Source organism: Pseudotabrizicola sediminis (assembly GCF_004745575.1).
Lineage (GTDB): Bacteria > Pseudomonadota > Alphaproteobacteria > Rhodobacterales > Rhodobacteraceae > Pseudotabrizicola > Pseudotabrizicola sediminis.
Genome location: NZ_RPEM01000007.1, coordinates 127,141 through 148,261, shown reverse-complemented (window position 1 = coordinate 148,261; position 21,121 = coordinate 127,141). Strand labels below are relative to the sequence as shown.

Genomic DNA, 21,121 nt, shown 5'->3' with positions numbered 1-21,121 from the left:
TTAGCCGATCCGGCCACTGATATAGCTTTCGGTGCGGGGGTCTTTGGGCGAAGTGAAGATTTGCCCGGTTTCCCCGTATTCGACCAGATTTCCCAAGTGGAAAAAGGCGGTGCGCTGGCTGACACGGGCGGCCTGCTGCATCGAATGGGTGACGATCACTACTGAGAACTGGCTGCGCAATTCATCGATCAGTTCCTCGACCTGTGCCGTGGCAATCGGGTCCAGTGCCGAACAAGGTTCGTCCATCAACAGCACCTCGGGCGAGGTGGCAATGGCACGCGCGATGCACAGACGCTGCTGCTGCCCACCGGAAAGGCCAGTACCGGGAGAGGCCAGGCGATCCTTGACCTCGTTCCACAGGGCAGCCTTGCGCAGGCAGGATTCGACGATTCCGTCCAGTTCGGCCTTGCTGGTGCTGAGCCCGTGGATCTTGGGGCCGTAGGCCACGTTGTCATAAATCGACTTCGGGAATGGGTTCGGCTTTTGGAACACCATGCCGACCTTGGCACGCAGCTGGACCGGGTCCACGCTGCGGTCATAGATGTTTTCGCCATCCAGCAGGATTTCGCCGGCGATCCGGGCCGAGGCCACGGTGTCGTTCATCCGGTTCAGACAGCGCAGGAAGGTGGATTTGCCGCACCCCGACGGGCCGATGAAGGCGGTGACGGTGTGGTCCAGAATATCGACATCGACATCTTTCAAAGCATGCGTGGTTCCGTAATGCACCTGAACGCCGCGCGCTGTGATCTTGTTCTTGTGGTCGGACACGACCCTCTCCTCAAGCTGAATGTCTTTCATGGCGTCCCGCCTTCCCTTCGTCTGCGCGCCACGCATGCGTGAGGCGACTCGATTGCACGTGCAGTACCGCAGCGGCATGACGGTCGTGCATCGGTTTTGTAACATGATCATGACATGACGCGCGATGGATTTCGCCCTCGGGTTGCGCGGGCTCTGGCCCTTTGCGCGCTTGGGGGATAGCCTTTGCTGCAGACAGGGCCCCGGAAGGCAGGACATGGACAGGCAGATGACGGCGCGGGCGGTGTTGACTGGCATGGGCATTGCGGCTGGGGTGGGGCTGTATGGTCTGTCGCAACTTGCAGAGGCGGGCAGTCTTGCCGGGCGGCCTCTGTTGGCGGTGGCGAGTTTTGTGTTCTGCTTTTTCACCGCCCTCATGCTGATGACCGGACCCCTTTCCGCAGCGCGGGCCGCCCTTGGCGCGCTGCTGATAGCGGCGGGGGTGACCGTGATGTCGGGCTTTGCCGCACTTGGCTTTGTCCGGGCCGAAGATGTGCTGGACAGTCCGCATGCGGTGCTGGGCAGCGTGATCCTGGCCTTGCTTCCTCTTCCGTTCTGGATCGCGTCGCATCGGGGTGGTTGGCGGAATTATGCGGCATTGTTCGGGGAAAGTTGGGCGATGGTGGTGCGTGCCCTTGCGGCCTGGGCCTTTGTGGGGCTGGTCTGGGCGGTCATCCTGTTGTCGGATGCGCTGCTGAAAGGGGTCGGGATCGGCCTGATCGACCGGGTGATGGACCTTGGCCCAACCAGCTGGCTGGTGACCGGGGGGGCCCTGGGGCTTGGGCTGGCGGTGGTGCAGGAACTGTCCGATGTTGTCAGCCCCAGCCTGATCTTGCGGTTTTTACGGCTGTTGCTGCCGGTGGTGTTTGTGGTGTCGGGCGTGTTTCTACTGGCCCTGCCGGTCAGGGGCGTGTCCGGCCTGTTCGGCGGCTGGTCCTTTGCCCTGACTTTGCTTGCCATGGCGGGGGCGTCCACGGCGCTGGTGACGGTGGTGGTGGATCAGGATGACACGGAGGCGGCGCGAGGGCGGGTACTGACCGGAATGGCGCAGGCCATGGCGGTGATGTTGCCGGTAATGGCGGGGCTGGGGGCCTGGGCGGTCTGGGTTCGGGTGGTGCAATACGGCTGGACGCCGGAACGGGTGTTTGCGGCCCAGGTCGCAGCCCTTGGTGTCGGCTATGGCGCGCTTTACGCCTTGGCGGTGCTGCGGGGGGCAGGGTGGATGGCACGGGTGCGGCAGGCGAATGTGGGGATGGCCATGGTCGTCATGGCGATGGCCCTGCTGGCGCTGACCCCGGTGCTGAGCGCCGAGCGGCTGTCGGCGCGCAGTCTGATGGCGCGGCTGGAGGACGGGCGTCTGCCGGTCGCCGCGCTGGAGCCCGGGTTGCTGGACCGCTGGGGCATTCCGGGCGCGCGGGCACGGGAAATGCTGGAGGCGCGGGCGGCGGAACCGGGGCAGGAGGATCTGGCCCGGCGGCTGGCGTTGGCCGCCCCGCAGGGCGGTGCCGCCGACCGTGACACAGTGCTGGGCGCATTGGTCGGCTTGCTGCCGTTGCAGCCCGAAGGGGCGACGGCGACGCGCGACATGTATTTGGGCGCGCTTGACGACTACCGGCTGACAGCCCTGCGCGAAAGCTGTGCCCGACAGATGCCCGGCGGGGGCGCGGGCTGTGTGATGGTGGTGGCCGACCTTGTGCCCGGTCTGCCCGGCGAAGAGGCGCTGCTGCTGGATTACGGTCCCGGCGGCTTTGTGCAGTTCACCGGCTTTCGCAATGATCCGGTTTCGGGACCGACGATCCGCGACGTCATGCCGGCAAATGGCGTTCTGCCGCAGCATGAAGACGGCGCGGCGCTGATCCGCGCCTGGCAGGCCGCCCCACCCGCGACCATGCCGCTGGCGGTGAACCAGCTGAGCTTGCCGGGTGGAGGGGGGCTGATCCTGGCTCCGTAAGATGGCGGGGTCTGAGGCCAAGACTTTGTTAACGTCTGTGGCCTAGCCTGAGGGTCGTTGTAATGCATACGACAGGGGCGCACCAGTGTATGGGCTGATCAATCGCGCACTGGAAAACTTCCTGAAAGAACGCCATGGCGCGGCGCTTTGGCAGCGCGTGGTACAGCGGGCGCAATCGCCGTTCGATGGTTTTGAACCGTTGCTGACCTATGATCCTGCTCTGACCGATGCCTTGGTCAGTGCAGCCTCTGACCTGCTTGGCCAGACCCGGGAAACTGTGCTGGAAGATCTGGGCACGGAATTGGTGTCGCATCGTGACCGCGATGGGTTGCGGCGGCTGTTGCGGTTCGGCGGGGTCAGCTTTCGTGACTTCCTGCATTCACTGGAAGAGTTGCCGGACCGCGCGCGGCTGGCCTTGCCCTATCTGGAACTGCCGGCGCTTACGCTGCAGGATCATGGGGCGGGGCGGTTTACCCTGAAGGCGCTGCCCTATGTTGCGGGCGCGGGCTATATTCTTATGGGTCTGCTGCGGGCGATGGCCGATGACTATGGCGCGCTGGTCGTGCTGGAACTGGCCCCGCCGCTTGCCGGGGTCGATGTGATCCAGATTTTTGTGCTGGACGAAGCCTTTGCCGAAGGCCGCCCTTTCGATCTGGCGGCAGGCACGGTATGACCTGTGGATGTCCGGATGGATGACCGGCGCAGACCGGATGAAGGCCACTGCATCCCCCCGGTTGGATTGGGAATTGCGGCGATGGACCGGCTGATGCCGATGCACCTGCACCTGTCGGCCCATGGCAGGATCACGGCCCGTGGCCCGACGCTGGCCAAGATCGGGGCAGGGCTGGAATTGGTCGGCCGAAATTTCTTTGACCTGTTCGAGGTGCGTCGCCCGGGCGGAGTCGAGGTCATGGCAGACCTTGTGGCGCGACAGGGCCAAAGGCTGCATCTGTGCCTGCGACACGCAGGGGCGGAATTCCGCGGTCTTGCGATGACGGATGAGGCGGGCGGCATCGTGCTGAACCTGTCGTTCGGGATTGGCGTGGTCGATGCTGTCCGCACCCACGGCCTGACCGATGCCGATTTCGCGGCCACCGACCTGACGGTAGAGCTGCTGTACCTGGTTGAGGTGAAGCGTGCCGTGATGGGGGAATTGCAGCGGCTGAACCAGCGACTGCAGGGGGCCAAGTCGCATGCCGAAGAACTGGCGCTGACCGATACGCTGACCGGGCTGCGCAACCGCCGCGCGCTGGATCTGGCGCTTGCGCGGACGGTTGCCGCAGACAAGCCCTTTGCATTGATGCATCTGGATCTGGATCATTTCAAGGCGGTGAACGACAGGCTGGGCCATGCGGCGGGCGATCATGTGCTGCGGGTGGTTGCCAAGGTGCTGTCAAATGAAACCCGTGCGGGCGATCTGGTTGCCCGGGTGGGCGGGGATGAGTTTGTCATCCTGCTTCCACGCCTGACAAACCTGTCCCGTCTGACTGTGGTGGCTGATCGTATCATCGCAGGCATTGCGCAGCCGATGGTGTTTGATGGGCAGACCTGCCAGATCGGGGCCAGTGCGGGGCTGACGGTGTCGACATTGTACCGCCTGCGCAACGCGCAGGTGATGCAGAACGATGCAGACACAGCGCTTTACGCGGCCAAACGTGCCGGACGCGGGCGTGTCATGGCCTTCACGCCGGATCCGGGGCCGAAATAGGGAACTGCGCCTGTCACCCGAACGTTCTTTTGCCATGAGGGGGCCATGTCCGGCTGCCCGTATTTCGAAAGGACCACTTATGTCTGAAGCACTGAAGGCCGTGCCCGGCTCTGACAAGATCGACACCGGTATCACTGGCGTGACAGCAATCGCCAAGGGGCTGAGCGATTCGCTGGCTGACACATACCGTCTTTTGTTCAAATCCCATGCGGTTCACTGGAATGTCGAAGGCCCGATGTTCCATTCCATCCATGTGCTGACCGAAGCCCAGTACACCGACCTGTTTCAGGCGGCTGACGATCTTGCAGAGCGGATCCGCGCCCTTGGGCGGATTGCCCCGTTTCAGATGTCTGAAATCACGCGGATGTCTTGCGTGAAAGACCCGGCCAAACTGGGCTCGGCGCAGGATATGGTGGAAGATCTGGCAAGCGACCACGAAGCCGTGGTGCGCCGGATGCGCGATGTGATCGAAAAGGCCGAAGAGGGGAAAGACGTGGCGACCGCAGATTTGCTGACCGCCCGCTGCGCCTTTCACGAAAAGGCTGCCTGGATGCTGCGCGCGACTGCCAAGTAACCGACGAACGCAAAAGGCCCCCGGATGCTTTCCGGGGGCCCTTCCAAAGCAGCGAGATGGTTCAGTCCAGACGGCTTACAACGCCATCGGCAAAGGCCGCGATCAGGGCAGCATAATATTCCGGGGTATCGGTAAATGCGCCTTCCAGGACCGTGCCATCGGCGGCAAAAGCCTGTGCATTCAGGGCAGTGACCGTCAACTCGTAGTTGTCAAACTTGGAATTGTCGGTTTCGCTAGTGATGTTGACCGACCCGACCAATACAGCATCTTCCAGGCCAAGCTGGTTTTGAAACGAGTTGGCCAGCGACAGTTCGTCGATGTCGATCAGGATCTTCGATCCTTCCTCACCGGTACGGTCAACCAGTCGCGCCAGAATGGCGTTTTCCAGATCGTCGGCGGCATTCGTCCAGTAGGCTGCGGCCTCCGCGTTTGAAATTGCGGTAATGTCGGCCTCGACGGACACTTCTTTAATCAATGTACCCTGAGCAAACGCGGCATTTGCGAGGAACAAGGCGGTGGTCGTCATCAGAATTTTGCGGAACATGAGTAGATCCTTTCGTGCAATGGCCGCGCAGGCTATTACCTGCGCTTGGATGACAAACGCACGTTTGATCAAAAGGTTCCCAGAGATTTTCATTCAGCAAGAAATAAGCGCCAGCCGGAACCGGCAGGCGCTTATGTTTTCGTTCCAACGGCGCACATCCTGTTCGCTGGTGTGACCTGTCTCAGGCGTGCAGTGTTTGGGTCGATGAAAAGAACATCGCCTGGCTGACGGCCGAGCGCACCTGCTCTTCGGAAAACGGTTTGGTGATCAGGAATGCCGGTTCCGGTTTGTCGCCGGTCAGCAGCCGTTCGGGGAAGGCGGTGATGAAGATAACCGGAATATCGTCGAACTGAGCCAGAATATCGTTGACCGCATCAATGCCCGAGGAATCATCAGCCAGCTGGATATCCGACAGGATCAGGTCAGGCCGCTCGCGTGCCGCCAGTTCCACCGCTTCACGGCGGGTGCGTGCGACGCCGGTGACCTTGTGACCGATCTGGCCGACGATATCGACGATATCCATCGCGATGATCGCCTCATCCTCGATCACCATCACCTTGCCGGTCACCGACGCTTCCATCTCGCGGATGGCGGCGTCCAGAAGCGCCTGCACATCACTTTCGTCATGCGCCATGATTTCTGCGATGGCGGGGCGATCAAAGCCTTCGATCGCATGCAGCAAAAGCGCCTCACGCGAATTTGGCGTCAGGCCCGACATATGAACCTGCGCGCGCCTGGCCAGAATGTCGTCTTCGACATCCAGCGGAGCACCCGCACTTGCCCAGACCCGGTGAAAGCAGTGGAACAGGCCAATCCTTGGGGTCGTTGCTTCACGCACCGGTGTGTCTTCGATCAGGATGCTTTCCAGCGTGGCGGCAGCATATCGGTCGCCACTGTCCTGGCTGCCGGTGAGGGCACGGGCGTAGCGGCGCAAAAAGGGAAGGTCGGCCGCGATTGCCGAAGTCAGATCGAAGGTCGCAGAGGCATTCATTATTTTCTCCCCAGTTTCGTTTTCTACGGAACCAAACGCACTGGATTAGCGTTCGGTTCCATGAATATATGCGGGATCAGTAGCACAGCATGATGATGGAACATATGGCAGGTGACAACCAGAAGTCCAGTTTGCGAAAGGACATCGACGAAAACCTGAAGCGTGTCTATGAAGATGCGTTGAAAGAGGATGTACCTGATCGGTTCAAGCTGTTGCTTGAACAGTTGAAGGCCAAGGAGTCAAAAAAATGACTTCCGCTTCCGCTGTTCAGGCTGATCCGCGTGACGAAATGGCGAACCACATCCCATCGCTGCGCGCCTTTGCGATCTCGCTGACCCGCAATGTAAGCGAGGCGGATGATCTTGTGCAGGAAACAATCCTGAAAGCATGGTCGAATATCGAGAAGTTCACGGTTGGCACCGACCTTCGTGCCTGGTTATTTACCATCCTGCGCAACACATTTTTCTCGTCAAAGCGCAAGACCCGCCGCGAAGTGCAGGACACCGATGGCGTTCATGCCGCGACGATGTTCGAAAAACCGCATCATGATGGCCGGCTTGCCTTCACCGATTTCAGCCGCGCTTTTGACAAACTGTCGCCAGAGCACCGTGAGGTTCTGATCTTGGTCGGTGCAAACGGCTATTCCTATGAAGAAGCAGCCCAGATGATGGGTGTCGCAATCGGCACGGCGAAAAGCCGCGCCAACCGTGCGCGGGCCCGGCTATGCGACATGCTGGGTCTGGCCGAGGGCGAGGATATTCTGGCGGAACAGTCCGGCGCGACCCTTGCCGTGATGGGCCGGTCAGGATTCCAGGCCGCATGACAACGAAAAGTGCCGCCGTGCGGCGGCGGTTTTCAGGGCTGGGCTTTCGCTTGATGGCGGTGATGGGCGTGGCACTGCTGCCGCTTGCCATGTTAAGCTATGTTCAGGGTCTGAAAACCGCGCAGCTGGCCGAGGCACGCGTGACCAATGTGATCAGGGGGGAAACCCTGATGGCGGCCAACCCGCTGATTGCAGAAATCGTCAAGGCCCAGACCAAGACCGCCACGCTTGCCGTGGTTCTGCGGGCAGTGCTGCGCGGCGGTGTGGCGGCCAATCTGGAAGCTTGCCGGGAAGTCATGGACAACGTGGTCGAGGCGGATATCGGCCTGATCACCTTTGCCGGCTATGTTGACGTGAACGGCCAGATGCTGTGCGGTGCCCGGAATGAACAGCGCGATCTTTCTGGCACCGATGCTATGGCTCAGCTGTTGACGGACCCCGGCCCGAAAATTGCGGTAAACCCACATGGGCCGGTGTCGAAGACTTCGGTTCTTATTGCGTCGCATCCGGTGCGGGACCGGTCTGGTGCCTTGATGGGCTTTGCCTTTGTGTCCTTGCCACATGAAGCCCTTGACCGGCGCGTGCTGGTGAATGTACGTGATGAAGCACAGCCGTTGTCCCTGATGACATTTGACGGAAAAGGCGTGTTGTTGACATCCTCGATCGGGATGGATGCCGCGCGTGACAACCTGCCGGTGAAACGTCCACTGGAAAGTTTTGTCGACGGCACTGGCACCAGCTTTGTCGCCAGAACTGCAACGGGAGAGCGACGCGCCTTTGCCATCGTACCCTTGCAGGCGGGCACGTTGTATTTGCTGGGGTCGTGGCCCGCGAACCGGTTGGATAACACGGTTTTCGAAGGGGCGTTTCCGGCCTTTCTGTTCCCGATGATGATGTGGGCGGCAAGTTTGCTGGTGGCCCTGCTTGCGTCAGAAAGTCAGGTCCTGCGGCATGTGCGGCAATTGCGCGACCGGATCACGGCCTTCGCCGCCGGAGAGCGGCAGTTGCCGCGACTGGATATGGCAGGTGCCGCGCTGGAACTGCGCTCGGTCGGGCGGGCCTATGAACGGATGACCGAGGCAGTGGTGCGCAACGAGGCGGATCTGGAAAACACGATCCATCAGAAGGAAGTGCTGCTGCGGGAAGTTCACCACCGGGTGAAGAACAACCTGCAACTTATCGCATCCATTCTGAATATGCAGCTGCGCGGTGCCCGCACCGCCGAGGCGAAAGAGGCGATGCGTACGGTTCAGGACCGGGTGATCAGCCTCGCCACCGTGCACCGCGAGCTGTACCAGACCAGCGGGCTGACCGATGTGCGCGCCGATGAATTGTTGCCGCGTGTCGCCACCGATCTGCTGCGGATCGGGTCCGCCCCCGGGCGGCGGTTTGCGCTGGACGCGCAGGTGGATGATATCCGCCTGACACCCGATCAAGCCGTGCCGCTGGCGCTGTTCCTGACCGAGGGCATGGCGAATGTGATCAAGCATTCCCCGACCGCCGCCGTCGGCAAGGCGCGGGTCGAGCTGACGCTGCGGCGGCTGGAAAACAGCACTGCGCGGTTCACCTTGAAAAATAGCCTGATGCCGTCAGGGGGCGACGGCAAGGACAGTCCGGATGCCGACGGCAAGGATGGTTTCGGATCACAGTTGTTGACGGCTTTTTCCCAGCAGCTGAGCGGCAAGATCACCCGCGGCCGCAGCGGAGACGCTTACGTGCTGAACATGGATTTCCCCATGCGTCCCCTGTCGGAAGGGGAAGAACGGGTGGCCCCCAAGGTGGTTGCCCGTCCCGAGGCGGATGATGAGGATGACCTGTCCTGATCCGGGGCAGGGTGCGACACCGGAACAATGGGCGATACGATGCGCGACAACGGCTCATCCGGGGGCGAGTCCCCGCAGGTTTTCATCACGGCGGCAGAGGCCTATCCGGCCCTTGAGCGCGCGTTTCTGGACGCGAAATCCGAGATCATCGGCAGCTTTCTGGTGTTCGATCCCGAAACCCGCCTGCGGTCGCCCGAAGGGCAGGCGGTGGGAAAGCGGTGGTTCGATCTGATCGTGCATTGCCTGCAGCGGGGGGTGAGCATCACGCTGACCCTGTCGGATTTCGACCCGATTGCCCGCGCTGTGATGCATCGCGGTACATGGCGCAGCCTGCGCCTGTTGCAGGCGGCGGCCGAGGTGGCTGGCCCCGGGGCCGCACGGCTGACTGCCAGGGCCGCGCGGCATCCGGCGCAAACGGGGTCGGTGCCGCGGTTTGTCATCTCCCCCATGATCATGGCGAGGGTCTTGAAAAGCACGCGTTGGCTGAACCGGCAATCGCCACAGATCCGCGCGACGGCCTTGCGTGACATGCCGGGGGCACGGGCCTTGATGGTGGTGCGCGATGATGGCACCGTGCGGCCCCGGCTCTGGCCCTTGCCACGCCTGTTTCCGGGGACGCATCACCAGAAGATTGCGGTGTTTGACCGCAAGGCGCTCTATGTTGGTGGGCTGGATCTGAACGAGCGGCGCTATGATGATCAGGATCACGAACAGGCGGCGGAGCAGACCTGGCACGATGTGCAGGCTTTGGTCCGTGGTCCGGTGGCCGCCGATGCCGCCCGGCATCTGGAGACGTTTCAGGCGGTCACTGCGGGACAGGTCGCACCGATCAACACGGGCGATCTGCTTGTGACTTTGTCCCGGCAACGCCATGTGCCGCTGATCAGATTTGGCCCCAAACCCGTGGTGCAGGGGATTTTCAACGCCCATTGTACGGCCATTGCAGGCGCGCGCGGTCTAATCTATCTGGAAACCCAGTATTTCCGCGATGGCAAGCTGACCAAGGCGCTGTGCCGGGCCGCGCGGCAGCAGCCTGATATGCGCCTGATCCTGATGCTGCCCGGAGCGCCCGAAGAGTTGGCGTTCGGCGAGCATGACGGGCTCGATGCCCAGGTGGGGGAATGGCATCAGGCCCGATGCCTGCGCCACCTGCAACGCGCCTTCGGGGCGCGTCTGTTCATCGGCAGTGCGGCGCAGCAAAGGCGGGTCAAGCCCAAGCAAAAGCATGGGCGCGATCTGCTGGCCAAGGCCCCGCTCATCTATATCCACGCCAAGGTATCGGTGTTCGATCACGTGGCCATCATCTCGTCGGCCAACCTGAACGGGCGGTCGATGCGCTGGGATACCGAGGCTGGGGTGGCGTTCTCCCAACCCGAGGTGGTGGATGATATCAGGCACCGCTGTATGACCAACTGGTTGCCCGAGCATGCCGATGCCAGTTTTCATGACCCAAAGACGGCAGTTGCCGCATGGCGGGGGCTAGCGTTGTCCAATGCGGCACGGGCGCCCGAGGACCGTCAGGGCTTTGTGCTGCCTTACGATATCCGGGCCGCCGAAAAGTTCGGCACAGCGGTGCCGTTCCTGCCGCCGGAAATGGTCTGAACCCAAAAAAAGACCCATGGCATCAGCCATGGGTCAGTCGGGGTTGCCTTGAAGAGGCAGGGGCAGACAGGAATGGCGTCAGTCCGCGCGGCTGCCGGTCAGCTTGTCGGCAAGCTTTTGTGTGGCAGTACGGCGGGTGCGGGTCTGCGCGCTGACGCGCTTTGCCGCCCCGTTGATCTTTGATGCGGCGCGGCGCGATGTTTTGCGCAGCGAGTTTTCCACATCCTCCGCCACGTCTTCGACAGCTTCGGCAGCGTGGCGGCCGGTGTCGCGGGCTTTGTCGCGGGCACCTTCCAGAATGTCGGTCAGATCAGAGACCATGGCCAGCGCTGCCTCGGTCCCACGGGCGCGCACGGCGCTTGCGGCTTCGCCAAGCGCTCGCCCGGCGGCGGTGCGCTCGGTGTCAAAGGTCTTGCGGGCCTTGGCCAGCAGCGCCTCGGCAGAGTCTGCCAGCGAGTCACCTTCGCGGCGATTGGCCTGCAGCGCCGTGGCAAGTGCCGCGCCAAGGGCCAGGGCAACTGCCGCCGAGGCAACCGGATGACGCCGCAGGATGTTGCGGTCATCCTCGGGTTCGGCCAGATCTTCGATCTGATCCTCGATCGCTTCGGCCCCAGAGGCAAAGGCCGCATAGGCCCGTTCGCGCGCGGCGATGATCCGATCAGCGGCATCCGCGCTCATATCCGACAGGCCATGCCCAAAGGCAGATGCCAGATCTGCGGCCAGATCGGCGGTGACCGTGGCTTTTTCGCGGGCGAAGGCCGCAGCATCGGTCCCCCGGTCGGACATGTCTTCATAAAGCGCCGTCAGGCGTTCGCGGGCGGCTTCGCGCGCATCATCGGCGCGGGCCTGCCAGTCTTCGATGGTGTCGGCCATGCGGTCGGTCAGGCTTTCGTCACGCCGGGTGCCAAAGGTCAACCAGGCCAGCCCGGCCCCGACCAGAACGGTCGCCAACGGATAGCTGCGCAGGGCGCGGGCGGCCGCACCAGCCAGAACGGTCTGACCCAAGGGCCCGGTCGCGAGGCCGATCAGATCATCCGTGGCTGTGTCACGCATGTCGCGGCGTCCGGTCAACCGGCCCGACAGGCGGCCAATGGCCGCGCGCAATGCGTCTTCGGTGGCGCGTGCTTCATCATACAGCGCCTCGGATTTACGGGAGCGTGCCATGTCAGTCTCCTATGCAAGGTTTGTCAGGGGCGGGTGGTCGGCAAGGTGTCACCGCTGCCCGCGAGTGAGGTCAGGGGAAGCGTCGCCCTGCGCAGGCAAGAGCGCGCAACGAAAACAAAAAGCAGCGCCAGCGCGGCACAAGCAAAGGCCGCCGTCAACACAGCCTGCAGTGGCGTCAGGCCAAGCAGCGCCAGACCCAGCAAACCCGCCTGCACCAGCAGAACCATCAGGATCACCACAAGGATCAGCGCCAGAAGCAACAGAACCAGCGCTGTCACCAAAGACGAGGTCCGCGTCCGGATCTCAACCTTCGCAAGCGCGAGCCGCAAGGCCACGGCCCGCCGTCCCAGCATCAAAAGATCCATGAGCGGGACAATCAGGCCTTCAAGTCCAGAGCGCGACATTACGGTTTTCCTGTCAGTCGTGGGTCAGCCAGCCAAGGGTCAGACCCGGCTTGTCGCCGAGCGCGGACCCATGATCAGCCACAGGATGAACCCGATGATCGGCAGGAACAAGATCAACAACGTCCACAGCACCTTTTTCCCGGTGCTGGCAGAAGAGCCAATGACAGAAATAATGGCCCAAAGATCAAGGGCCAGGATCAGAAGTCCGCCGAAACCTGATAATTCAAACATGCTCAGTTCATTCATTCTGCACATCCTTTGCGGATCGTCTGAAATCTTTCGCGGTCAAGCAGTGCGATGCCTGTCCGCTACGGTGTGATCCTACAACGCGATAACCGCCATCCGGTTCCGTCGAAAACCCAAGAGGCAGCGCAATTTTTGACTGTGACGGTCTTTGCGCGAAATCAAAGGATAGACCCGTCAGGTTGACCGGCGGATCGAGGATGCAGGAACAATCCGTCCGGCACCAGGACCGCATTTCCAACGCTGCAGCCTGAAGCCTGATTTTCGGGGGCATGTTTAAATTCGCTGGGAACCCGACCTCAGCGGCCACGTTGATTTGCCATAAGCGCTGCGGCGCATTGACCTGAACTTGAACCAGAATGAAGGAGATCACCATGCTTGGTTGGGCATTGACGTTTCTGGTCGTGGCACTGATTGCAGCGGCCTTGGGCTTTGGCGGAATTGCAGGCGCATCGGCCTCGATTGCGCAAATCCTTTTCTTTGTCTTTATCGTCTTGTTCGTTGTGGCGATGATTGCTCGTGCCGTGCGCGGCAAGCCCCCGGTCTGACCGCACCCCTTGCGGACATCGCACACGAAGAAAGGTCGCCCCTCGGGGCGGCCTTTTTTTGCTGTATGGGTGACGCTAAAAGGAATGTTGGCAAACACCAGACTAACCGCGACCTGACTACATTTGTCTCGCATCACAAAACCCCGCAGCACAAATCTGCGGGGCCTCACCGGCAATTATCAGTTTTGTCAGTCAGCCTGCTGCTGGGTGACAGGAACAACCACGAATTCTGTGGGCCGGGCGGGCAGGGCGCGGCCGGCGTGACGCGAAAAGCTGATCAGGGAATGCCGCAGAGCGCAATCAGGTGTATTTTCGGTGGTCAGAAAGACGATCCGCCGGGCACCGTTGGCCACCAGCTTCCGGGCGCGGGACACTGCTGTCAGAAAGTCGTTGCCAGTCCCCATGCATCCCGGGCCGCCACCGCATCGAATATAGTGCACGGCGTTACTGGCCTGACCCGTGGCGGAGTCTTCGTTGCCGTCAGGGTCTGCCACGCCGGCACCCGCCGCGATCAGCGCCTGCATCCATGGCAGGTCCAGACGTGGCGGAACAGAAGGCGAACCAGAAGGAAGATGTGGCTGGGGCGGATCGGTGGCGGTCATGCTGCGCTCCTGTCGTCACATGGTCGCACGCTCAATGGGCGCGATGCAGCCTTAACGTCGCAGGGGCAGGGTTTGGTTCCCGCTCTCTTGCAGATCGGCGAAGAATTGCCCATCTGAAGCGACACTCGGAAGCCCATTGGCTGGAACCAGAGGAGGCAGCGCCGCATTGAGCCATATTGAGCAAAGGTGCGGAGACTGTGGCGGCGCAAAGGAACCGATCTGATCATGTCGATCATGCAAGACAAGCAGGGCCTGCCACCCGAGGGGCCAAAGGCAGGGTCTGGACCATCCGGCGCCGATCGGCCTGCCAATTCAGTGTCTGACCTGAAGGGGGTCGTGTCGCGCCTGCACAGCGCTGCGCGTGGGGCAGAGCGTGTGGCGCTTGGCGATCTGGTGGACGCCATGGGGCAATCCTCTATGGCCGCCGTGTTGCTTGTGCCTGCGCTGCTGCTGGTGTCACCGCTGAGCGGTGTGCCGGGGGCGTCGATCGTGGGCGGTCTGGTGATTGCCCTGGTCTCGGCGCAGATTTTGCTGCGCCGCCCGAAAGTCTGGCTGCCCGAATTCATCCGTACGCGCAGGCTTCCCGGCCCCGCCTTGCGCCGCGCCCTGGCCTGGCTGCGCACTCCGGCGCGACGGTTTGACGGGCTGGCACCGGCAAAGCCCGGCGGGGGTGCGCATGCGTGGTGGACCCCGGCTTTGGCGCTGGTGTGTCTGGCTCTGGGAATGGCGATGCCGATGATGGAGCTGATCCCGTTTTCCTCCAGCATCGCGGCTTCGCTGATTGCAGCATTTGCGATGACCATGTTGACGGGACGCGTCCGGATTGCGATGGTGGCCATGGTGCTGGCCGGTCTTGCGGTCGGGGGCGTGCTATGGCTGCTGTGACGCCGGAGTGCTGACGACAGGTTATCTGCTGTCACTGTCCAGCGGAATTGTCAGGGTGACGCGGGTGCCGTTGATGGTTTCAAATACCAGCCGGCCTGCAAGCTGTTCGGTGAACTGCAAGGCCACCCGCAGCCCCAGACTGCGGGATTTCTCCGGCACGAAATCGGGCGGCAGACCGTTGCCATCATCTTGCACGATGACAATCGCTTCATTGCCGCGGCTGCGCATGGTCAGCAGAAGGTGGGTCTTGCCGACATCACGCGCCGCATGTTCAACCGCATTCGACACCAGTTCGACAATGATCAACGCAAGCGGCGTGGCCTGGTCGCCGGTGACGACCACCGGTTCGATATCGAAATCAAGCGTGAACCGCTCGGATTGGGAAGAGCTGCTGACCACCTCGGGCAGCAGTTCGCGCATCATCTGCCCCATATCGGTGGTTTGTCGTTTGGGGTTGTGCAGCTGGCGCTGAATGCTGGCAACCACCTGCAGCCGGGCCGAGGCCGCATCCAGCGCCGCCCGCGCGCTTTCATCCACAACATTGCGGCGCTGCATTTTCAACAGCGAGGCCACGACCTGCAAATTGTTCGAAACCCGATGCTGCAATTCGTGAAACATCGTCTTGTTGGCCTGTGCCAGCGTGTTCGACCGGTTTTTTTCATCTTCCAGTGTGATGAGCGCATTGCGCATCGCATGAAGCAGCACCAATTCCGTCCCGCTGATGAAAAGATAAAACACAAGCGTCAGAATGATCTGGGGCGATATCGCAAAACTGTTTTCCGGCGCAAGAAACCAGTACCAAGATGCCAGACCGCAGACGGCGGCAACCGCAATCCCGGCTTTGGTTCCGGCAAAATATCCGGTCAGAATAATGGCCGGAAAAAACGTCACATAGGGAAAACCCGGCGGCAGGGCCGAGTGAAGATAATGGCGCAAGGCAACAGAAATAACAATTGCAGAACAGGCAAACGCAATCTGATAGACTGGGCTCCGCTCAGCGACGGCCCAAAGTCGCAATTGTTTCATTCCGTTACCCTATGTCCGGTCCCGCCCCGGCGGCAGGCAGACGTTATCCAAAGCCAATCGCATTGCAACGGTTTTCCCTGCGGACTTCGGGGTCCGGGCAGGCGTCATGCAGGGCATGTCGCACTTGCGCCGCAGAAAACGGCATGTCAAGCGCGTGCCACCCGAGTGCGGCAATTTCCGCGGCGTCATCGTCATCGGCCCCTGTCAAAAGCATCTTTGCACGGGAGTGCCGCACCAGACTGGTCAACCCGTACCCACGCACACTGCGCAGCGACTGGTTTAAAATCAGCAGGTCGGGGCGTTGCCCGTTGGTCAGTACTGCCAAAATCTGCGGCACATCGCGGCACAGGATTACGCTGGCGTCGGGCCAGGCTTCCATCACGGTTTGCGCCAGATCGAGGCTGATCAGCACGTCAGGGTCCTGGACCAGGATCGTCTTTGGCATGTTACCCTCCTGGGAAATCTAAGGAGTGTCATGGAACCAAAGGCGGCTTTGTGCATTTAACTGTGACATAGTCGCGGAGGAAAAATTGAAAACACCTTGCCGGTCTTGCCCTTTGCGCCAATGCGAAGCGTTTCTGCCCATGACCGAAGATGAAATCCGTTTCATGGAACGTTTCAAGAAGGGAGAGCTTTCGGTCGAGCGTGGTGCCACCATACTGTCTGAAGGTCAGTCCAGCGCGCAGCTTTACACCGTGCTGAGCGGACTCGGCCTGCGTCACAAGACATTGGAAGACGGCAGGCGGCAGGTCTTGAACCTGATTTTCCCCGGCGACTTTCTGGGGCTTCAGGCCGGCCTGATGGGTGAGATGGGGCATTCTGTCGAAGCTGTCACGCCAATGGTTCTGTGCGTCTTTGACCGCAATACGCTGTGGTCCCTGTTCCAGACCAATCCGGCGCGGGCCTATGATCTGACATGGATCGCCGCAGTCGAAGAGCATTTTCTGGGCGAAACCGTTGCCACCATCGGTCAGCGCGATGCCTCTGCCGCACTGGCTTGGGCGTTTTTGCGGATTTTCCGGCGCGGGGAAAGTCTTGGCTTGGTCAGCGATGGCAAAATGTCGTTGCCCTACCGCCAGCAGGATATGGCCGATGCGCTTGGGCTGTCATTGGTGCACACCAACAAGCGGTTGCAGAAGTTCCGCGCGGCGGGGCTGATGGACTGGTCGCGCGGCATTTTGCACATTCCCGATCGCAACGCATTGGCCGAGCTGGCCAATCTGGGCGACGGCCCGGCAGAAAAGCGGCCCATCCTCTAGCGGTCCGATGTGCCTGCCCCTCTTGCAGCGCGCTGCCCATCAGGGCAATGTGCAGTCAAAAAGGTGCTCTGTGCGCGCCGCAGCGAGAGGGACGACGATGCTGAAGGGGATTGATCACCGGCTCAACGCCGATGTTCTGGGCGCGCTGCGGGCGATGGGGCATGGCGACTATGTCGTTGTGGTCGATACCAATTTCCCGGCAGACAGTATTGCGCGCGGCACCGTCACGGGCCGTCTGTTGCGGATGGAGAATCTGAGTGCTGCACAGGCAGTTCAGGCGATCCTGACCGTGCTGCCGCTGGACACCTTTGTGCCCGATTTTGCCGGGCGCATGCAGGTGGTGGGTGAACCCGACACGGTGCCCGAAGTACAGGCTGAAGTTCAGGCCGAGGTCGACCGCGCCGAAGGCATGCCCCGGGCCTTGCCGGGGATCGAACGGTTTGCTTTCTACGATCTGGCCAAAGGGGCCTATGCGGTGATCCAGACCGGCGAGCGGCGGTTTTATGGCTGCATCATGCTGCGCAAGGGCGTGATCGGGCCGGAGGTCTGAGTCATGTCACACAAGATCGTCGTTCTTGGAATTTTCGTGGCAGATGCCGCCTACCGCGCCGACCGTCTGCCGCGTCTGGGAGAGACCATTCTGGGCCAGCATTTCATGCTGGGGCCGGGGGGCAAGGGCTCGAACCAGTCGGTTGCTGCGGCTCGGGCGGGGGGGGATGTGCACATCATCACCCGGCTGGGGCAGGATGCCTTTGCCGCCATGGCGCGCGATCTGTGGAAAGATGCGGGTGTCGTGCCAGAGGTGACCGAAGACCCCGACAGCTACACCGGGTCGGCCTTCATCTTTTTGGAAGCGGCGACCGGGCAGAATGCGATCATCGTCGCGCAAGGGGCGGCCGCGCGGATTTCTGTCGCCGATGTCGAGGCGCGGCGCCCCCTGATCGAAGGCGCTGCCGTGTTCATGACCCAGCTGGAACAGCCGCTTGATGCGGCGCAACACGGGCTTGAAATCGCGCGCAATGCCGGGGTGCGCACCATTCTGAACCCGGCCCCTGCCGCCGCGCTGACCGATCAGATGCTGGCTTTGTGTGATCTGATCACCCCCAACGAGTCCGAGGCAGAGGGGCTGACCGGCGTGACCGTCACCACCTTCACCGATGCCGAGGCTGCGGCTGACCGGCTGATCGAACGCGGTGTCGGGGCGGCGATCATCACTCTGGGGGCCAAGGGGGTTCTGTACCGCAAGGACGGGCACAGTCTGCACGTGCCCGCCCGCGCGCCGGGGCCGGTGGTCGATACCACCGGGGCCGGGGATGCGTTCAACGGCGGCCTTGCCGTCGCCCTGTCGCAAGGGGCCAGCATGCAGGACGCGTTGGGCTTTGGCGCTGCGGTGGCAGGCATCTCGGTTACCCGCCATGGTGCCGCCAGTTCGATGCCGTCCCGGGCCGAGGTCGATGCGTTTTTGCGCGGGCACTAAGACCCCGGGGCGGTTGACGGTCTTGTCAAAGATTTGCGGGTGGTAACGCCGTTTTTTGTGATGGGGCCCTAAACATTGCTTAAAAATTGACACAGTTGTAAGCATTTTGGGTATGAAAGCGGGTGTCGGGGCCGTCCGATGCGCGTTCTAAAGGATGTTTGCCATGTCGCCGCTGTCATTTTCAAAGTCACAAACTCTGCCATCCTTGGCACCCGCACGGCATAAGCGCCTGCTGGACATTGGTTTGATCGTGCTGGCCTTGCCGGTGATCTTGCCGCTGATTGTCGTGCTGATCCTGGCGGTCAGGTTGTCTTCTTCCGGCCCGGTGCTGTTTTTTCAAACCCGGGTCGGGCGCGACGGTCGCCGGTTTCGTATGGTGAAATTTCGCAGCATGTATCCCGATGCCGAAGGCAGGCGCGCCGCCCTTTTGGGAGAGTCAGACCGCGCCGGGGTGTGTTTCAAGCACAAGGACGACCCGCGCGTCACCCCGGTGGGGCGCTTTCTGCGCCGGTCATCGCTCGATGAGTTGCCGCAACTGTGGAACGTGCTGAAGGGCGAGATGTCGCTGGTCGGCCCGCGTCCGGCCTTACCGGAAGAGGTGGCGGTCTATCCGCCCGTTGCCATGCAACGGCTGGCGGGGCTGCCGGGTCTGACCGGGGTGTGGCAGGTGTCGGGGCGGGCGGATATCAGCTTTGACGAGATGGTGGAAATGGATGTGGCCTACCTGCGAACCGCCAGCTTGCGCGGCGATCTGGCGCTGATCTTCCGTACCTTTGGCGCTGTCGCTTTGGCACGTGGTGCGTATTGATCGGGCAGTTGCTCCGCCCGTTTTTTCCAAGAGTCTAATTTTTAAGCCTTGCGCCTTGTATTTTAGCTTATGTGCTGTGCCCCCCCCCTCTTCCCGGCCTTCGCACCCTGTCACGCATTGAGCCTGCCCGTGCCGCGCCGCAGCGTGTCGCAAAGCGGGGTGCCATGCTGACGATACCCATCAACCAGCCGATGCAGCGCAGCCGGGGTGAAGCCTCGGTGGCGCTGGAGCATGGCACTGCCGGCATGCGGCTGACAGGCCTGCGCCAGCAGGGATCGGCCAAATGCATTTTGCCGTATGGGGCCGTGGGGCGGGGCGGAGCACCCGAGGTGGTGTTTCTGAACACATCCGGTGGGCTGACCGGGGGCGATGCGCTGTCATATGCGATGACACTGGGGCCGCGGGCACGGGCTGTTGCCACCACCCAGACGGCAGAGCGGGCCTACCGCTCGTCGGGCGGGGCTGCGCGGGTGCGGGTTGCGATGACCGTTGGCGCAGATGGCTGGCTGGACTGGGTGCCGCAGGAAACCATTCTGTTTGACGGCAGCTGCCTTGACCGTCGCACCACGCTTGATCTGGCCCCCGGTGCCGGTTGCCTGCTGCTGGAAAGCGTGGTGCTGGGCCGGGCCGCGATGGGTGAGACAGTGGCGCGTGTCGCCTTGCGCGACTGGCGCGAGATCCGCGAGTCGGGCCGCCCGGTGATGGTGGAACCGCTGGTGCTGACGGATCGGGCCTTGCAGACCGGGGCGGCGGGGCTGGCGGGCGCGCGCGTCTTTGCCTCGGTGGCGATGGTGGGGCAGGGCGTGGCCGATCTGTTGGACCCTGTCCGCGCCGTGCTGGATGAGGCAGGGGTGACAGCCGCTGCCTCGGCCCCGGATGGTCGCCTGATGCTGCGGATGATGGCGGCTGATGGCTGGCCGCTGCGCCGCCAGGTGGCCCGTTGCCTTGCCGTGTTGCGCCGGGGTCAGCCCCTGCCGCGTGTCTGGCAGATGTGAAGGAGAGCCCATGAACCTGACCCCCCGAGAAAAAGACAAGCTGCTGATCAGCCTGGCCGCCATGGTCGCGCGCGGCAGGCTGGCGCGCGGCGTCAAGCTGAACCACCCCGAGGCGATTGCCCTGATCACCGATTACGTGGTCGAAGGCGCGCGCGACGGCCGCCGTGTCGCCGACCTGATGGAGGCGGGGGCAACCGTGATCACCGCCGATCAATGCATGCCCGGCGTGCCCGAGATGATCCATTCGGTGCAGGTCGAGGCCACGTTTCCCGATGGTACCAAACTTGTCACCGTCCACCACCCGATCCGCTGAGAAAGGCCCTGATATGAAACGATTTTCACTCCTGCTCGCTGCCGCTGCTCTGGTGCCGCAAATAGCCTTGGCGCATGTGGGCGACCATGGCGGATCGCCTTTCCTGTCGGGGGTAATGCACCCGGTTAGTGGGGCGGACCATGTGCTGGCAATGGTGGCTGTGGGCCTTTGGGCTGCGGTGACCGGCGGGCGGGCGCTGCTGGCCCTGCCTCTGGCCTTTGTGGCTGCGATGCTGGCGGGGGGCGGGCTGGGGGCAACGGGCATCGGCCTGCCGGGGGTAGAGCCGATGATTCTGGCGTCGATTGTGCTGATCGGCCTGCTGGCGGCGCTGGCATGGCGCGCACCGCTGGCCCTTGGGGTGGGCATCGTGACGGTTTTCGGCCTGTTCCACGGCCACGCGCATGGCACCGAAGGCCCGGCTGCCGGGCTGATGGTCTATGGCGCAGGATTTGCCCTTGCCACCATGGCACTTCACCTCGCCGGGCTTGGCCTTGGGCTGGCGCTGAACGCGCTGTCCGCACGCGGGGCCACGCGGGCGCTTGGGGCTGGCACAGCCGTTGCGGGCCTTGCGCTCGCCTTTTCATAG

General features: G+C 62.4%; 27 protein-coding genes. 17 read left to right on the top strand and 10 right to left on the bottom strand.

Going from position 1 to position 21,121, the window contains the following annotated elements; genetic code table 11:
- Positions 1–798: a phosphate ABC transporter ATP-binding protein PstB gene (pstB, locus tag EEB11_RS11835; RefSeq protein ID WP_135431579.1), complete on the bottom strand. Its 798-nt coding sequence runs from the start codon at positions 796–798 to the stop codon at positions 1–3.
- A gap of 214 nt (positions 799–1,012) precedes the next feature.
- Between pstB and EEB11_RS11830 the strand changes: the two genes are divergently transcribed.
- From EEB11_RS11830 to EEB11_RS11815, 4 genes are all read left to right on the top strand, one after another.
- Complete coding sequence (locus tag EEB11_RS11830) at positions 1,013–2,746, top strand: DUF4153 domain-containing protein (RefSeq protein ID WP_167852725.1); 1,734 nt, start codon at positions 1,013–1,015, stop codon at positions 2,744–2,746.
- An 85-nt stretch (positions 2,747–2,831) separates the two neighbouring features.
- Positions 2,832–3,419, top strand: a complete 588-nt coding sequence (locus EEB11_RS11825; RefSeq protein ID WP_135431575.1) for a heme NO-binding domain-containing protein — start codon at positions 2,832–2,834, stop codon at positions 3,417–3,419.
- Positions 3,420–3,434: 15 nt separating this feature from the next.
- Entirely contained in the window at positions 3,435–4,454 is a 1,020-nt protein-coding gene (locus EEB11_RS11820) for a GGDEF domain-containing protein (protein ID WP_135431573.1), read from the top strand.
- A 79-nt stretch (positions 4,455–4,533) separates the two neighbouring features.
- Positions 4,534–5,028: a Dps family protein gene (locus EEB11_RS11815; protein WP_135431571.1), complete on the top strand. Its 495-nt coding sequence runs from the start codon at positions 4,534–4,536 to the stop codon at positions 5,026–5,028.
- A gap of 61 nt (positions 5,029–5,089) precedes the next feature.
- On the opposite strand, the gene EEB11_RS11810 is transcribed toward EEB11_RS11815, so the two are convergent.
- Both EEB11_RS11810 and EEB11_RS11805 read right to left on the bottom strand, forming a co-directional pair.
- Complete coding sequence (locus EEB11_RS11810) at positions 5,090–5,572, bottom strand: hypothetical protein (protein WP_135431569.1); 483 nt, start codon at positions 5,570–5,572, stop codon at positions 5,090–5,092.
- 181 nt (positions 5,573–5,753) lie between these two features.
- On the bottom strand, positions 5,754–6,563 hold the full coding sequence (locus EEB11_RS11805; RefSeq protein WP_135431567.1) for a response regulator: 810 nt from the start codon (positions 6,561–6,563) through the stop codon (positions 5,754–5,756).
- An 89-nt stretch (positions 6,564–6,652) separates the two neighbouring features.
- On the opposite strand from EEB11_RS11805, the gene EEB11_RS11800 reads away from it, so the two are divergent.
- From EEB11_RS11800 to EEB11_RS11785, 4 genes are read left to right on the top strand one after another with little or no spacing between them, the layout of a single operon-like run.
- Positions 6,653–6,814, top strand: a complete 162-nt coding sequence (locus tag EEB11_RS11800; RefSeq protein WP_245298883.1) for a NepR family anti-sigma factor — start codon at positions 6,653–6,655, stop codon at positions 6,812–6,814.
- A complete protein-coding gene (locus EEB11_RS11795; RefSeq protein WP_135431565.1) occupies positions 6,811–7,386 on the top strand; it encodes an RNA polymerase sigma factor in 576 nt (191 codons plus the stop codon). The genes EEB11_RS11800 and EEB11_RS11795 overlap by 4 nt, the downstream gene beginning before the upstream one ends.
- The gene (locus EEB11_RS11790; RefSeq protein WP_167852724.1) at positions 7,383–9,209 is read left to right on the top strand and encodes a sensor histidine kinase; all 1,827 of its coding nucleotides are present in this window, start codon (positions 7,383–7,385) and stop codon (positions 9,207–9,209) included. Before EEB11_RS11795 ends, EEB11_RS11790 begins: the two co-directional genes overlap by 4 nt.
- Positions 9,210–9,248: 39 nt before the next feature.
- Positions 9,249–10,811 (top strand): phospholipase D-like domain-containing protein, encoded by a 1,563-nt coding sequence (locus tag EEB11_RS11785; protein WP_245298882.1) that lies wholly within the window; start codon positions 9,249–9,251, stop codon positions 10,809–10,811.
- Positions 10,812–10,889: 78 nt separating this feature from the next.
- On the opposite strand, the gene EEB11_RS11780 is transcribed toward EEB11_RS11785, so the two are convergent.
- Genes EEB11_RS11780 through EEB11_RS11765 form a run of 4 tightly spaced genes read right to left on the bottom strand, consistent with a single transcriptional unit; the run spans position 10,890 to position 12,998 of the window.
- On the bottom strand, positions 10,890–11,975 hold the full coding sequence (locus EEB11_RS11780; protein WP_135431559.1) for a hypothetical protein: 1,086 nt from the start codon (positions 11,973–11,975) through the stop codon (positions 10,890–10,892).
- A 23-nt stretch (positions 11,976–11,998) separates the two neighbouring features.
- Positions 11,999–12,379 carry a phage holin family protein gene (locus tag EEB11_RS11775; protein WP_135431558.1) on the bottom strand — a complete coding sequence of 127 codons (381 nt, stop codon included), beginning with the start codon at positions 12,377–12,379 and terminating at the stop codon, positions 11,999–12,001.
- A gap of 39 nt (positions 12,380–12,418) precedes the next feature.
- Positions 12,419–12,610, bottom strand: coding sequence for a PLD nuclease N-terminal domain-containing protein (locus EEB11_RS11770; RefSeq protein WP_135431781.1), 192 nt, complete (start codon positions 12,608–12,610; stop codon positions 12,419–12,421).
- Between the two features lie 7 nt (positions 12,611–12,617).
- Positions 12,618–12,998, bottom strand: a complete 381-nt coding sequence (locus tag EEB11_RS11765) for a hypothetical protein (protein WP_135431556.1) — start codon at positions 12,996–12,998, stop codon at positions 12,618–12,620.
- Here EEB11_RS11765 and EEB11_RS11760 point away from each other — a divergent pair.
- A complete protein-coding gene (locus tag EEB11_RS11760; RefSeq protein ID WP_103333097.1) occupies positions 12,997–13,170 on the top strand; it encodes a DUF1328 domain-containing protein in 174 nt (57 codons plus the stop codon). The genes EEB11_RS11765 and EEB11_RS11760 overlap by 2 nt on opposite strands.
- A gap of 188 nt (positions 13,171–13,358) precedes the next feature.
- Here the strand turns inward: EEB11_RS11760 and EEB11_RS11755 are convergent, their stop codons facing one another.
- Entirely contained in the window at positions 13,359–13,772 is a 414-nt protein-coding gene (locus EEB11_RS11755; RefSeq protein ID WP_135431554.1) for a hypothetical protein, read from the bottom strand.
- A gap of 225 nt (positions 13,773–13,997) precedes the next feature.
- Here EEB11_RS11755 and EEB11_RS11750 point away from each other — a divergent pair, with 225 nt between their 5' ends.
- Positions 13,998–14,657: an exopolysaccharide biosynthesis protein gene (locus EEB11_RS11750; RefSeq protein WP_135431551.1), complete on the top strand. Its 660-nt coding sequence runs from the start codon at positions 13,998–14,000 to the stop codon at positions 14,655–14,657.
- A gap of 21 nt (positions 14,658–14,678) precedes the next feature.
- Here EEB11_RS11750 and EEB11_RS11745 read toward each other — a convergent pair whose 3' ends face one another.
- Together EEB11_RS11745 and EEB11_RS11740 are read right to left on the bottom strand one after the other, a co-directional pair.
- Positions 14,679–15,683: a sensor histidine kinase gene (locus EEB11_RS11745; protein ID WP_135431549.1), complete on the bottom strand. Its 1,005-nt coding sequence runs from the start codon at positions 15,681–15,683 to the stop codon at positions 14,679–14,681.
- A 43-nt stretch (positions 15,684–15,726) separates the two neighbouring features.
- Entirely contained in the window at positions 15,727–16,128 is a 402-nt protein-coding gene (locus EEB11_RS11740; protein WP_135431547.1) for a hypothetical protein, read from the bottom strand.
- 139 nt (positions 16,129–16,267) lie between these two features.
- Here EEB11_RS11740 and EEB11_RS11735 point away from each other — a divergent pair, with 139 nt between their 5' ends.
- The 7 genes from EEB11_RS11735 to EEB11_RS11705 all read left to right on the top strand — a co-directional run bounded on the left by EEB11_RS11735 (position 16,268) and on the right by EEB11_RS11705 (position 21,121).
- Positions 16,268–16,942 (top strand): Crp/Fnr family transcriptional regulator, encoded by a 675-nt coding sequence (locus tag EEB11_RS11735; RefSeq protein WP_135431545.1) that lies wholly within the window; start codon positions 16,268–16,270, stop codon positions 16,940–16,942.
- 97 nt (positions 16,943–17,039) lie between these two features.
- Positions 17,040–17,492, top strand: a complete 453-nt coding sequence (locus tag EEB11_RS11730) for an RbsD/FucU family protein (RefSeq protein WP_135431543.1) — start codon at positions 17,040–17,042, stop codon at positions 17,490–17,492.
- Between the two features lie 3 nt (positions 17,493–17,495).
- Positions 17,496–18,419, top strand: coding sequence for a ribokinase (rbsK, locus tag EEB11_RS11725; protein WP_135431541.1), 924 nt, complete (start codon positions 17,496–17,498; stop codon positions 18,417–18,419).
- A gap of 163 nt (positions 18,420–18,582) precedes the next feature.
- A complete protein-coding gene (locus EEB11_RS11720) occupies positions 18,583–19,227 on the top strand; it encodes a sugar transferase (RefSeq protein WP_245298881.1) in 645 nt (214 codons plus the stop codon).
- A 164-nt stretch (positions 19,228–19,391) separates the two neighbouring features.
- Positions 19,392–20,222 carry an urease accessory protein UreD gene (locus tag EEB11_RS11715; protein WP_135431537.1) on the top strand — a complete coding sequence of 277 codons (831 nt, stop codon included), beginning with the start codon at positions 19,392–19,394 and terminating at the stop codon, positions 20,220–20,222.
- Between the two features lie 10 nt (positions 20,223–20,232).
- Positions 20,233–20,535, top strand: coding sequence for an urease subunit gamma (locus tag EEB11_RS11710; protein WP_103333107.1), 303 nt, complete (start codon positions 20,233–20,235; stop codon positions 20,533–20,535).
- Positions 20,536–20,548: 13 nt separating this feature from the next.
- Complete coding sequence (locus tag EEB11_RS11705) at positions 20,549–21,121, top strand: HupE/UreJ family protein (protein ID WP_135431535.1); 573 nt, start codon at positions 20,549–20,551, stop codon at positions 21,119–21,121.